The organism is Trichocoleus desertorum ATA4-8-CV12 (assembly GCA_019358975.1).
Taxonomy (GTDB): Bacteria; Cyanobacteriota; Cyanobacteriia; order FACHB-46; family FACHB-46; genus Trichocoleus; species Trichocoleus desertorum_A.
The window spans coordinates 1-13,496 of sequence record JAHHIL010000002.1; the positions used below are offsets into that span (position 1 = coordinate 1).

General features: G+C 52.0%; 11 protein-coding genes. 7 read left to right on the forward strand and 4 right to left on the reverse strand.

The features are described 5' to 3' along the window. Nucleotides 1-108: 108 nt before the first annotated feature. Entirely contained in the window at nucleotides 109-360 is a 252-nt protein-coding gene (locus KME12_02555; protein ID MBW4486651.1) for a hypothetical protein, read from the reverse strand. A gap of 36 nt (nucleotides 361-396) precedes the next feature. Between KME12_02555 and KME12_02560 the strand changes: the two genes are divergently transcribed. Beyond that, nucleotides 397-660, forward strand: coding sequence for a pentapeptide repeat-containing protein (locus KME12_02560; protein MBW4486652.1), 264 nt, complete (start codon nucleotides 397-399; stop codon nucleotides 658-660). 122 nt (nucleotides 661-782) lie between these two features. Here the strand turns inward: KME12_02560 and KME12_02565 are convergent, their stop codons facing one another. Further along, entirely contained in the window at nucleotides 783-5,672 is a 4,890-nt protein-coding gene (locus KME12_02565; GenBank protein MBW4486653.1) for a translocation/assembly module TamB domain-containing protein, read from the reverse strand. Between the two features lie 161 nt (nucleotides 5,673-5,833). Here KME12_02565 and KME12_02570 point away from each other — a divergent pair, with 161 nt between their 5' ends. From KME12_02570 to KME12_02595, 6 genes are all read left to right on the forward strand, one after another. Further along, nucleotides 5,834-6,007, forward strand: coding sequence for a hypothetical protein (locus KME12_02570; GenBank protein MBW4486654.1), 174 nt, complete (start codon nucleotides 5,834-5,836; stop codon nucleotides 6,005-6,007). Between the two features lie 38 nt (nucleotides 6,008-6,045). Next, nucleotides 6,046-6,429, forward strand: coding sequence for a DUF3110 domain-containing protein (locus KME12_02575; protein MBW4486655.1), 384 nt, complete (start codon nucleotides 6,046-6,048; stop codon nucleotides 6,427-6,429). Between the two features lie 6 nt (nucleotides 6,430-6,435). Beyond that, the gene (gene murQ / locus KME12_02580) at nucleotides 6,436-7,413 is read left to right on the forward strand and encodes an N-acetylmuramic acid 6-phosphate etherase (protein MBW4486656.1); all 978 of its coding nucleotides are present in this window, start codon (nucleotides 6,436-6,438) and stop codon (nucleotides 7,411-7,413) included. 162 nt (nucleotides 7,414-7,575) lie between these two features. Then, nucleotides 7,576-9,099 carry a site-2 protease family protein gene (locus tag KME12_02585; GenBank protein MBW4486657.1) on the forward strand — a complete coding sequence of 508 codons (1,524 nt, stop codon included), beginning with the start codon at nucleotides 7,576-7,578 and terminating at the stop codon, nucleotides 9,097-9,099. Between the two features lie 107 nt (nucleotides 9,100-9,206). Beyond that, entirely contained in the window at nucleotides 9,207-10,028 is an 822-nt protein-coding gene (locus KME12_02590; protein MBW4486658.1) for a hypothetical protein, read from the forward strand. 154 nt (nucleotides 10,029-10,182) lie between these two features. Beyond that, the gene (locus tag KME12_02595) at nucleotides 10,183-11,697 is read left to right on the forward strand and encodes a hypothetical protein (GenBank protein MBW4486659.1); all 1,515 of its coding nucleotides are present in this window, start codon (nucleotides 10,183-10,185) and stop codon (nucleotides 11,695-11,697) included. On the opposite strand, the gene KME12_02600 is transcribed toward KME12_02595, so the two are convergent. Both KME12_02600 and KME12_02605 read right to left on the reverse strand, forming a co-directional pair. Beyond that, nucleotides 11,650-12,594 carry an alkaline phosphatase family protein gene (locus KME12_02600; protein ID MBW4486660.1) on the reverse strand — a complete coding sequence of 315 codons (945 nt, stop codon included), beginning with the start codon at nucleotides 12,592-12,594 and terminating at the stop codon, nucleotides 11,650-11,652. The two genes, KME12_02595 and KME12_02600, sit on opposite strands and share 48 nt — an antisense overlap. A 5-nt stretch (nucleotides 12,595-12,599) precedes the next feature. Continuing rightward, on the reverse strand, nucleotides 12,600-13,382 hold the full coding sequence (locus tag KME12_02605) for an ABC transporter permease (protein ID MBW4486661.1): 783 nt from the start codon (nucleotides 13,380-13,382) through the stop codon (nucleotides 12,600-12,602). Nucleotides 13,383-13,496: the final 114 nt, after the last annotated feature.

The following is a 13,496-nucleotide window of genomic DNA, read 5'->3' on the forward strand; positions in this document are numbered from 1 at the left end:
ACGTTGCTTTAATCGTGTCATTGAACATCGTTGGAGGATTTCCTTCACTAGCAAGCTTGAGCAAGGGAGGGAACTCCCGGCTCCATTCTTGCTAGTGTGACTGGTATCTTATTTATTGGCAAGCCCCCAAGCAGGAATTTTTTGCATTCTGCCGTCGATCAGCAGCAAGCAACTGTAGATCATTGGCCAGATGCCCATGATATTGAACAAAGCAATAATCAAGGGGTTAATGCCATTCCAATCGCCTGTAGACAGCTTTTGAATCAAGTTCAGCGTGTCTGGTTGGTTGGGAGGCGCTAGCAAAAACGCATAGGCGATCGCCCCACCCCAAAGCAGCCAAAGTCCTAGTTTTCTACCCATGCCTGATCTCAAAGTTACACATTATTAAGTAAATCAATTTTAAGGAGGGAACCTGAGAAGCCGCCTCTATATCATCTTAGTGGCGTCAATCTCAGTGAGGCGAAGTTGAGTGGCGCTGATTTGCAGGAGGCGAATCTGTCCACCGCAAATTTTACTAAAGCCAAGCTTCGGGGCGTCAATCTGACCGGAGCCGACTTGACGGGGGCGAACCTAAATCGGGCTTACCTCGGTCGCGCCGAACTGGATTGGAGCCAAGCAGATTTGAGTGATGCCAGTCAGTGTTTTAGGCGTCAAGATTGAGGGCACAGAATTTAGTGGGGTTACCCTGCCCGAAATGACTCGCCGCTACCTGTGTTTGGTCGCCAGTGGCCATACGCCTTGGAGTCAAAAAAAACTCAAGAAACCTTGAACTGTGAGCAGGACTAGAAGCGAGTTTCGTATTCTAGGACTGCTCGGCTGTCTCCCGAAAGATCTGTAGAGCCGCGCAACAGAAATTCCTCGCTGAGACGATAGCGCAAACCAAACTGGGTAGGCTGGTCTGCGGTTAGCACCCGAAGCACCGAAGCGGAAACGTTTTGAGTGATGTCCACACTTGCCTCTGCTGCTAGGCCCAAGGTTGAGGAACGTGATTCTTCGGAAGTGACGATGGTCGGGAACAGTCGAAATTCACTCAGTCCTAGGGCGTTACCAATGACCCCTTGAATGTTGGTCAGTAGGGCTGAGCCCGCCAAGTTCGCTAGACCTAGAGTGCTATCGCCGCGTCCCAGGGTATTGACGAAACCACCCCCTAAGAGTCCAATGATTTCGTTGCGGCTCCGTGAAGGGCTACTAGTGAGTTCTAAGTTGTCAAACAGTTCGCTTGCAGGCCCGGTGGCTGTCGCTTCGATGCGAACCGTTTGCAGTGCCCCTAAACTGGTCGCTGGCACATCTTCCACTTCGGAAGGCGACAAGGTAGAAACTGTGCGGCTGCGGGTCACTTCGGGTACAGAAGTAATCAACTGGATATCTAAAGTAGGGTCTAAACCTTGGTCTGGCGTAAATACTGCGGTTTGGGGATAACCTCGGGCTAAAGTAAAGCGAGTGGTAAAGAGATTGACTTGACCTGTACGCAGGCGAATCGTGCCATCGGGCCGCAAGTTGTTTAAGGTGCCGTTGAGGGTAATGTCACCGGAAGCAATAAAGTTCAAGATGGGCTGACGGACAATTCGCAGATCATTGCCTAAGGTGAGCCGGAGATCGTTAAAGCGGGGGACAGTAGCGGATTCAGTTTCGCTATTCAGGTTAGTCGTGGTGGCCGTAGCTGTGGTTGTGTCACTTGTGTCTGGTAGTTGAACTTGGCCATTGGCCAGTCTAATTTCACCGCCAATTCTCGGTTCTAGAGCGTTACCAGTCACGATGACCTGACCTTCTACGCCCCCTCGGTATAGGCCTTTGAGATTGAGAGAAATTCTGTCGAGGTTGGCGGTTAGGGGAGTGGCGGCATCTGGGCTACCGGGGCGGAAGTCTTCAAAGATGGGGAGAATGCCTTGAGCGACGACTTGCCCTTGGCTAAATTGTCCTTGAATTCCTTCGACAAGGATGCGATCGCGATCGAAGCGAATTGTGCCATTGACATTGGTTAAAGGTTCGGGGAGGGCTTGAGCCGTAAAGGTGGCATCTTGGAAGGTGGCAATCCCAGTCGCGATCGGTTGCTCTAAAGTGCCCCGGACTTGTAAGTTCACCTGTCCTTGGCCATCCACCCAGGCGGCTTGAGGCGTGAGTGCGTTTAAGAGTGCTAAACCCTCATTTCTCACATCTACATTTAAGCTAATTTCGTTGCTGGTGGGTGGAGTGCTGAAGGGGAGTGCTACCGGAATACTACCAGAAACGGTAAGAGGCTCTGGGCCGTTGACAAGCACAGTACTGCCAAAGTTGAGGCGGGCATTGTTGTAATTAAAACTGCCCCTAGCGGTCTCGATGGAAGTACCGTTTAGGGTGCCCTCCGCTAAACTCAGCTCTCCCACTGCTTGCGGATTCATCAAGCTGCCTGCCAACGTGGCAGTTGCATTGAGTTCTCCGGTGATGTCCAAAGGCAAAGTAACAAATTGATCCAGCGTTTCTAGAGACAAGTTCTCAATCTGTAATTGACCTGACTGAGTTTGGCCGCCAACTTGTCCGGAGAAGGCAACTAAGGTGTCTCCAGATTGGAATCGCAGCGGTAACAGGGTCAGGACGCCGTTCTCAAAGTTGCCGTTTAGTAACACTAAGTCGGCGGTGTACTCGTCCCACTGCCAGTCTTGCCCTTGAACATCAAAATTAAGTGAGATTCCAGCTTCGGGAGAACCAGCGAAGCTAATGTTGCCTGTGAAATCACCTTCTAGATCAGCTAAGTCAGGCAGAGGAGATGCAGCGTCACGCAGAGCTACTTGCTGGCTGAGTAACGTCTCGATTTCGGAGAACCGCCGGAGTTGGGTTTGCAAAGGTGTTTCTGGTAAACCAACTGCTACGGTCTGGACATCAGCTGCCCTAGCATAGGTCGGTGCGCCTAAGCCACGGGTAATGTCTTGCAGCTCAAACCATTGAAGGGTAGCCAATATATCTTGTAGGGACCCTTGGGCGACATCTATCTGACCCTTGAACTGTGGGCCTGCAGCCGTTTGCAGCACGTTGCCTGCGAGGAGATACTGGCTTTGACCGATCCGGAGTTCGCCACCTGTCAGGGCAGCAATGCCATTGGCGTAGCGGAAGCGGCCCCGGAACTCATCGCCTACAATCGTGCCGAGCGCAGGTTTGGCGATCGCAACTTCACCCACGACCGTCGATTGCTTCAAGTTGACATCAAAGTTACCGCTGAGCAGCCCTGCGACATTTCCTAAACCTAGCTGGGCACCTGGAGCCAAATTCAACGCCGCCAGTGGGAAGCTCTGGACATTCACGAGCAACTGATCGCCTTGGGCTTTGCCTTGAGCGATCGCCTCATCTCGCTGGATAAAGAAAGCTCTGGGTTGGTTGTTGGGATCGAGGGCTAGTTCTACGCGATCGCGATCGCCTGCCACGGCTAGATTCACCCCTTGTCCCGTCACCATCACGTTGCCCGTCAGAACAGGTTCAAAGGGCACACCATTGAGAGCAAACTGATTGAAGCGCAAGTTGCCTGCGACGTTGGGAGCTGTAGGGGTGCCTGTCAAGCGTCCCGTAAAGTCGGCTCGGCCTGCCAACTGCAAAGTCTCAGGAACTTCAAAGGGTAAAGCATTGAGCGCATAGTCACGCGCTTGCACATTCAAGTTTAGGCTGGTAACTTCTGGGGCATTCTCGCCTTCTGTGCGTACGGCAATGATGCCACTAGCACTGACGTTAGGAGCGGTTGCTTCTTGTACCAGTAAGTTTTCTCCTGTCCAACGTACGGTCGCAAGCAGCGGTTGTTGCACGATCGCCAGCCCTTCAGAGAGGCGTACCCGACCTGCTGCCTGAATCGCACTCAGATCAAAGGCTTCTGTGGTACCTGCCAACTGCAAAGCCCCACTCAACTGCCCCCGCAAGTCAGGCGAAAGACGCGGGAGCTGAATTTGTGACACATCTGCCAATGCCTGCCAACGGCCTTGATTCAAACTAATGTTATTGAGCGCAACGGTGCCCCCAACCACATTCAGAAACGCTTTGCCCGCTGCTTGAATCGCATTTGCCTGAGTATTATCGGTCGTCCCTGAGAGGGCAATTTCGCCCCTAAGTTGGCCGCGAAACTGGGAAGGGACTTGCTCAAACCAACTCAGTTGAACGTCCTGGGCTTTGACCAAAGCTTGCCAGCGGCCTTCTGCAAACTGGGCGTTGGCGCTGACGATGCCACCTGCGGCGTTGGGAGCTTGAGCCTGTACCACCGTTTGCAGATTGCCACCCAAAGGCCCATAAATCTGGGCTTTGCCGCTGACCAGGCCAATACTGGTAGGCAGTTCAGTGCCATAAGTTTGGGCGATCGCATCTCCAGGTAAGTTCTGGCCTGCAAAATCTAAAACTAGGCCGCCTTCTTCCCCAAACTTAATGCCACCGCTGCCCGTGACTGTACCGCCAACTTCTGGCGTGGCCTTAATTTGGTCGAAGATGACCTTGGACTCTGCTGTGACCAAAGCAAAGTTAGTGCTGATGCGACTGAAATCAACTTTGTCAATGCGAGCAGTTTTGGTGGTGACGACCGTTCCTGCGAGGACAGGCTTCTCGATCGGGCCACTCAACCGGAAAGCCCCCCGCACTTCTCCCGCTGTGGCAAAGGGCAACTCCTCCACTTTGAGGGTGTCGAGCAAATTAGCCACACTCACTGGGTTGAGACGTCCCCGCAAATCGTAGTTAGACTGCGTGTTGAGCGTGCCCACCACCTGGATCGGCAGTTTGCCATAGAACGTGCTGACGTTTTCTAGAGCAATTTGCTGTCCTTGGAAGCGCACAAAGCCTTTAGCCTGCCGAAACGGTTGGGGGACTTGCCTCACCTGAGCCGTGACGGTTTTTAGTTCCGCACGGCCCTCTAGTTTTACAGGCTCATCTGGGTTAGCCTGCACAGCGATCGTGCCATCTACGCGACCGCCTTGAAAATCCAGGGGTAGGTCAAGAATGCGGCTGATATCGGATGCCAGGAGATCTTGCGCCCGAATTTGTAGCTTTGTCTGCTGAACTCGCAACTGAGATTCGCCCTTCAGCCTCAGGTTGCCTCCGCGCAACGGTTGGCCGCTAGCCTCAAAAGCAATGCGCTGGTTTTGGTCAAAAAAGTTAGCTGCACCATTAACTTGCTGAAAGGCGATCGCCACTTTGTCCCGCTTAGTAGCTGGGTAGGGAATCAGGACGATGCCCGCATCCCGAAACCGAATTACATCTAGATCAGTTTTGATCAGCCCCGCTTCTTCTTGAGCTTTAACGCGCGTAGAAATCCACTCGCCACTTTTTGCTTGCTCTACATAAATGGTGGGTTTGACTAAAGTAATGCTGGGCTTTAGGGTTCGGGTAAACAATAGCTGTAAAAGATTGAATTCAACCTCTACCGCCGCAACGCCGAGGCGATCGGGATCAGTGGGTGTGGCAGGAACCGCAGAAGCACCAAAGCGAATGCTATTGAGATCAAAGCGATCGACTTCTCCTAGCTCTACAGGGCGGCTCAACGTTTGACTGAGGTTTTTTTCAATTAAAGGCGCGAGGTCATTGTGGACAAAATTCCAAGCCCACCAAGCACCACCCGCAATGCCAGCAAGCAAAAGAACTCCTACGGTAGCGCTGGAACGACTGAATAACAGTAGCCACAGGCGTCGGTTAGGAGGAGTAGGTTCGTTACCCGAAGGGGGAGTTTGGGTCATCTCATCTGCAACATCAGCAAGCTGGGGAATGCCAATAAGAATCTATCCCACGATGCTCAAATTCCCAAGCAGAAACCAAAGTTGAGTTACAAAAACCAATACATTCCTTTAGAAGTAATTTCGGCAAGTCAGCAGGATAAAGTGGCATTCCCCAAGCCAGCATGACTCAGATTTGTCGGCGCAAGTTTCACAAGTTGGTAATTCTCTCGTTGCGCTCTGCAAGCCGATCGGGTGGTTCTCTAGCTCACAAGGCCAATAGTCAAGATCCCGGTGACGTAGCCCTCGCTGGATTGGCTGGAGCTATCTCAACATGCACAGGGCGCGATCGCCTCTAAGATAGGAAAGAACTGTGGTCACAAAATGCTTAAAGCCCATGCGTGTGTTCGTTCTACTTTTTAATGCCCGGACGGAAAACGAAGGAATTCACACGATTCAGATCCAAGACCCGGAGCGGGGTGAACGGAATGTGGTTCTGATGTTTGAATCGGAAGATGATGCCACTCGATTTGGCTTGTTATTGGAAGCCCAGGACTTTCCAACTCCAATGGTGGAGACGTTTGAACTAGAAGAAATTGAAGAATTTTGCCGAGGAGCTGATTACGACTGTAATTTAGTGCCAGAAGACACCTTGGCGATGCCACCAGAATCTAATGTGGATCAAACCGATTGGCAAGAAGAAGGGGCAGAACCCCCGGTTCTAGAAGCTCCAGATTCGGAGATCGAGCGCATTCGTCGTCGTTTGGAAGGACTTCTGTAAGTAATCATGTCTCAAGACTCCCACCCTGCCAACGCCGTCAATGGCGAACAGCTCCCCCATCATTTTCCCGATGAGCGCGGCTACTTGCTAACGGAACAAGTGAATCCTAACAGCCAAAATCTGGATCAATTAAGTGCTCTAGAGTTGGTGGAGTTGTTTAATCGCGAAGATGCTCAAACGATTGCAGCGATCGCGTCAGCTCGGCAAGAACTAGCTCTAGCAATTGAGCAAACCGCTGTGGCATTGCGGCAAGGGGGACGGCTGTTTTACATCGGTGCAGGTACCAGTGGTCGTCTAGGAGTCTTGGATGCTGCTGAATGTCCTCCCACTTTTTGTACACCGCCCGAATTGGTGCAAGGCATCATTGCGGGTGGAGCGGGGGCTTTGGTGCGGAGTTCGGAAGACTTAGAAGACTGCGCTGAAGATGGAGCAGAGGCGATCGCCCATCGTCATGTCACCGAACTAGATGTGGTAGTAGGAATTACAGCGGGGGGCACGACACCCTACGTTCACGGCGCTTTACAAGCGGCGCGGCAACGGGGAGCGACGACGATTTTTATGGCTTGTGTGCCAGCGGAGCAAGTCTCCGTCAAAGCAGACATTGACATTCGCTTGATCGTAGGGCCAGAGGTATTAGCAGGCTCTACTCGCCTTAAGTCTGGTACGGTTACCAAGCTAGCGCTCAATATTTTGTCTACTGGGGTGATGGTGCAACTGGGCAAGGTCTACGGCAATCGTATGATCGATGTTTCCGTCACTAACAAAAAGCTGCACGATCGCGCTTTGCGAATTCTTCAAGACCTAACTGATCTCAGCCGGGAAGAAGCAGGCTGGTTGCTAGAGCGCAGCGGTCGCTCGGTGAAGTTGGCGCTGTTGATGTATTGGACGGGTTTATCGCGCGAAGAAGGCGATCGCCTTTTAGTCCAACACCAGGGCAACTTGCGCCAAGCGGTGTTGGGCTACCAGCAATCTCTCAAATCGTAATTCGGGGTACAGGCTCAGCTACAGTAGTATTTATACGTACCTGCTCCCTTTTTGAAAAATTTTTAGCTAAACCGAGAATAGCTCTCGATTCCTTTCAGCAGGAGCAGCGTGTAAGCTACTGCCTGACTCTGTCGGGTTCTGTCTCAGGAGCAAACGATAACTATGACTACTGCTGCGTCAGAAGCCTCTGCCATCATCTTAATGGTCCTAGCCACTCTAGGAATTTTGGGTTGGGGATTTTACCGAGCCAAACCTTTTGGCAAGCTGGGGATTCTGGCTTGGCTACAGTCTGTGGTGCTGATGTCACCTTGGCTGCTGTTCTTTGGACTATTTGCCGCTGGCATTTACCTCAACTTAGTCGGCATTTTGTTTTTGATCGTGGCCTCGACTGGGCTGTATGTTCTCTTAGGGAAGCAATTGCGGGCGGCAGGCCAAGACACGGTCCTGCGGGAACGAGCCGCTGCCATGCTAAAGGCGCGTCAGGACGCCAATGCTGGGCCTACTAGTCATGAAGGTCATGAACCTGGGCAACCCGGAGCCGAATCTACGCTGACTCCGCTAGAGACAGAAGCGTTGCCGATTCCAGCCGAAGATCTCAAAGCAATTCAAGGCATTTTCGGGATTGATACCTTCTTTGCAACTGAAACGATTCCTTATCAAGAGGGAGCCGTTTTCAAGGGTAATCTGCGCGGGGACGTGGATGGCGTGTATACGCGCCTAACTGAGAGTTTGCAGGAACGCTTGGGCGATCGCTATCGCTTATTTTTGGTGGAAAACCAAGAGGGTCGGCCAGTAGTAATCGTGCTGCCGAGTCGCAACGATCCCAAGCCCACCACGTTACCGCAGAAGCTTTTGGCTTTGTCGCTGGCGATCGCAACGGTTGCCACTTGTTTAGAAACAGGCGGCATTCTCCTAGGTTTCGATTTCTTTAGCGCTCCGGAACGCTTCCGCGAAGTTTTACCAATCGGGGGCGGAATTCTGGCAGTGTTGGCAGCTCACGAAATCGGTCATCGGGTTCTAGCGCGCCGTCACCAAGTTCGGCTCAGTCTCCCGTTCTTCTTTCCGACCGCACAATTAGGCTCTTTCGGAGCTTTAACCCGATTTGAATCGATTGTGCCGAACCGTACGGCTCTGTTTGATGTCGCGTTTGCGGGGCCAGCCGCAGGGGGTTTGCTTTCTTTGTTGATGCTAGTCACGGGGCTGGTGTTGTCCCATCCGGGTAGTTTGTTTCAGGTGCCAGCAGACTTCTTCAAGGGTTCTATTTTGGTTGGCACTTTGGCCAAAGTCATCTTGGGATCTGCGTTGCAAAACTCGCTAGTAGATGTCCATCCCTTAACCGTGATTGGCTGGCTGGGCTTAGTGGTGAGCGCGCTAAACTTGATGCCTGCTGGCCAATTGGATGGTGGTCGTGTCGTGCAAGCTATTTACGGTCGTAAAACTGCGGGTCGAGCCACGGTTGCGACTTTAGTTCTTTTGGCGATCGCCGCTTTTGCCAATGCACTGGCTTTGTATTGGGCGATCATCATTTTGTTTCTCCAGCGAGATTTAGAACGACCCAGCCTGAATGAACTATCTGAACCCGACGATGCCCGTGCAGGTCTAGGGTTGCTGGCCTTGTTTTTGATGATTGCCACGCTCTTACCCCTCACGCCTAGCTTGGCAGGTCGCTTGGGAATTGGTGGCTAAACTCATCAAAAAGCCTGTTATTCTAACTGACATCATCCATAATTTGAATAGGGTGCTCCTAAATTAGTTCCTGCATCTGCATCCCTAAGGTATGACACCGAATCGCTATGGCCGCACCACATCCGATTTTAGTAATTTTAGACTTCAATGCTCTGGAAGTCGGAAAAACTAGAGAGTGGCAGGAATTCTCGCGGGTAGGCGAGTGTTTTATTCCACAAGTGGTTTTTGACGAAATCCGTTATCTCCATGACCGGGCACCAGAGGCAAGCTTGGAGCAAACGGCCAGAGAGTTTATCCGTTTCTTTCCAGATAGTGGTTGGCATATGACCGCTATCAGTGCTACTCATGCTTCGCTCAAGCCTGCTAGTGGTGAGTCTTTTAGCAAAAAGGCTAGGCTGTCTTTAGCGGTAGCCCAAGCGGCTTATGGGTTGTCTCGCAACCATCCTGGTTCGTTGGTCGTTTTAGTGACAACTGACCAGTCTTTGTTGCAACGGGTGCAGGGAGTAGAAGCTCCCAATCTTTGTGGGATTACAGCGGCAGCTCTGCGACAATGGTGCCGAACTGAACGACAACCTTTGGCCGTGGCTCAGCAGTTGCGCCAAATGGCGACGACATCGGTGGTAGGTGCAGGCAAAGTGGGTGCAGACAACGTCAGCACTTCCTCGAACAAATCTGCTACTGCCACGACTCCCAAATCGCGATCGCATAACGTAGTCAGAATGAGCCCAAACCCATCTCGTCGTCAGCCTACTTTCTCGAATGCACCCGGCGCGATCGCCCAGGTGTTTTCCACAATGTTGATGTTAGGAGCGCTGGTTCTCGCGGGCTCAACCGCTTGGTATCTCCTCCAACCCGCAGGCTTTAATCAGTTTTTGCAGAAAGCAGGGTTGCCCACTCTGCCTAATCAAATCACTCCTCCTAAAAAATAGAAACCTCCAACGGAACTCATCTAGGCGATCGCTGTCTGAAATTTTGTCAGGCTAGCGTAGATTGTTATGGCAGCGTCTTAAAATTGCCGAGTCAGTCATGCTCATTGGTGCTGCATCGTCAGCGTGAGTTTGGTGAGTTCTTTTGAGGTTTTCTATGCGACCCCCGACCCCACATCGTTTTGCACCACATCGCCGTACAGAAGTGACGACTGGTCAACCACGGACATCTCCGCGCCTTGCCGCTGTGCTTTTGTGGGCAGGCATATGGACGGTTGGTTCTGGTGTTAGTTGCTTGAGTGCCGCGATCGCCGCTGATGCTTCCCCTCGGTCTTCCCGCCAGCCGAAGCCGACGTTGAGTCAGCCAGATCCAACGGTTTTACTAGCCCAGCGAGGGCGAGGACGAGGGCGAGGCGGGGATAACGAACTTTTACCTAGCACCCCATTTCCGCTTCCTGTCGCTAACTTGATTCGCCAAGACTTAGCTCGTCGCGTGAATGTCCCGCCTGGTCAGTTGCGAGTGACTTTAGCTGAGCCCAAAGTCTGGAAGGATAGCTGTTTAGAATTAGCTGCTGCTAATGAAATTTGCCCCCCAGCTCAAGTTCCCGGTTGGCAAGTTACTGTTTCAGATGCTCGGCAAACTTGGGTCTACCATAGCGATCTGAATGGACAAATCTTGCGTCTAGACACTGATACTTCTAAGGCCGATTTACCCCAGGCGATCGCAGCTAGCGTGACTCAAGCAGCGGCTCAGCAATTGGGAATTGCAGCGACTCAAGTTCAGATTGCCAATTTTGCCAAGCAAACCTGGAGTAATGGTTGCTTAGGTTTGGCGACCTCTGGTGAGTTTTGCACTCAAGCCGAAACTCCAGGCTGGCAAGTCATAGTCGCAGGGCGATCGCAGCAGTTGGTTTATCGCACGAATGAATCTGGTTCAGTGATCAAGTTAGATACAGCGGCCAGTGGTCTTTACCCAGCGAATTTACCCCAAAGTGTTTCTAGAGCAGTCTTGCAGGCTGCGGCTCAGCAATTGCGGGTACCTAATACCCAGTTGCAAATTGTGCAGTCCGAAAAAACGACTTGGCCTAATTCCTGCCTAGGTTTGTCTGAACCAGGAGTATTTTGTGCCGCCGCTACCGTTCCTGGCTGGATCGTCGCCGTAGAGAGTGGGGGACAACGCTTAACCTATCGCACCAATGACTCTGGCTCTCTGGTGAAGTTCGATCGCCAAGCTAGTAATGTTAGTCGCCCGACCGGACTGCAACCAAATCTGATGGGTGGCAGTGAATTCATTCCCCCCTTAACTACAGGAGTGGTCTTCCGAGTGGTCACCAGTGGCGGCATTGCAGGGCAAACGTCTGCGATCGCTTTGCAAGCGAATGGTCAGCTGATCCAAGGTCAACTACAACCCAATGGTGCTGTCACTCCGGTGAAAGTAGTGCAAGTCTCTCCGGCTGAGGTGCAACGCTTTCGGCGATTACTCGAACAGCAAAACTTTGCTCAATTCAATCGACACAGCTACCCCGCTCCTCAGGGAACCGCTGACTATTTCACTGTGACGCTGTCTGGGCCTACTGTAACGGCTCGTTATGCCGACATGGTGCAAAATCAATTGCCAGCAGAGTTACAAAACGTGGTGCAAGCTTGGAGCCGCATTGCCGCTAAGCTGTAGCAACTCCATAATTTTAGGCGTAATGCCTGTAATGTCCTGCACAGGCTGAAAGGCGATCGCTTGAGGGCCAATCACAATCAGCGGCACCGGATTTGCGGTGTGATGCGGATGGGATAAGTCCTCAATATTGCCGTGGTCACTGCTAATCACCAGGTTGACGTGAGGTTGTAGATGCGCCACGACACTCTCAACAAATGCATCTACTAATCGCAAAACTTGAGTGATTTGGGCTTTGTCCTGACTATGGCCTGCGTAATCAGGGAGATAGCACTCAAACAACGTTAAATGGTGTTGGCTCCCAATCGCAGCCAATCTTTGTCCTGCTGTCGTGGGTGTGAGGGGAGGAACATGACCGCCCCGCTGATTCACATACTCGCCCGTAATATCCCAAGAAATTGCCATTTGGCGATCGCCCCTTCCCCCCATGCGAAAAGGCACCCCAGCCGTCAGGGCTAAAAGCGTACCTACCGAATAACGTCGCCGTCGTTGGGCGATCGCCTCAAAATAAGCGGGTGAATACAGATTGGCATGGGTCACAGATCCGCCCCAGTTCAGCACCTGCTTAAACATGCCGTGGGCTTCGATCAAGGTTCGTAAAGAGCCATTGGCAAAGGCGCTGAGATGGCGTCCCATAAAAGCGGGCGCATTACAACCTGTAAATAAAGCAGTTTGTCCTGTAGCACTCTGAGGCAGCCCTGGCACTCCGAGGATGGCATCAATGGGTTGCAACAATAGCCCTGCTCGGCAAGCCGTTTGTCCAGTCAATAACGGCCCGCCTAAAAGCTGCGTTAAAAATGGCATTGCCGCGATCGCCGCCAAGGGATTAGTTGCTTGTGCTTCTCCCAACCCCACTCCATCTAAAAATAGAAAAATAAATCGCGCTGCTGAGTCATCCATGCCGCTTAACTAGATGCACTGGTGTAAAAGCGCAGAGCAAACTGCCAAAACAGGCGAGAGGCCAGGAACAGAGCTACAGCTAACAGACCTGCTCCGAGCAACCATACCAGTTCGACTCGACCCAACAAAGCTTCTGAAGGAATAGTGGTTAAAAAGGCCACAGGCACAATGAAAGTGAAGAAAAACCGATAGGCGACCGGATAAGCGACCATGGGATACCGACCCGCTTCTAACAAGCCGCGCAAAACCTCGGTGACGTTATAGATTTTGACAAACCAGATACTGGTAGCTCCCAACATGAACCACAAGCTGTAGAGGCTGATAAACCCAAACAGTAACGGCACAGCACCCAATAAATAAGCCGAGAGGCCAATTCCTAGTTGTTGCCCAGCATACCCAATTACTAAGCAGCCAAAAACCACATCTGGCAATCCCCAGGGAGAAACGGTGCGAGTCGAGAGCCAAAATTGACTATTAATCGGCTTCAACAGCACAAAATCCAGTGTGCCCTGCTGCACATGCTGCACAATGTGATTTAAGTTCGGGCCGAGAAAGGTACTCGAAAAGCCCTGAAACACAGTGAACACCCCCAACACCACCAAGGCTTCCGCCCAAGACCAGCCTTCAAAGGTGTAGCCTGTCCGATAAAACAAAAACAGCCCAAACAAGCTGCCCGCTAAGTTGCCCAAACTCGTAAAAGCTGACAGCACAAAGTTGAGCCGATACTCCATCTCCGCCGCGATCGCCGTTCCCCAAAACAACCGCAACACCCGCCCATAACGTTGTATCCCTTTCTCCCTCATCCTTCATCCCTCATCCTTCATCCTTCATCCCTCTTTCTCTCATCCCTCTTTCTCCGATCCCTCATCCTTCATCCCTCATTCTTCCTTCTGACTCCTCAC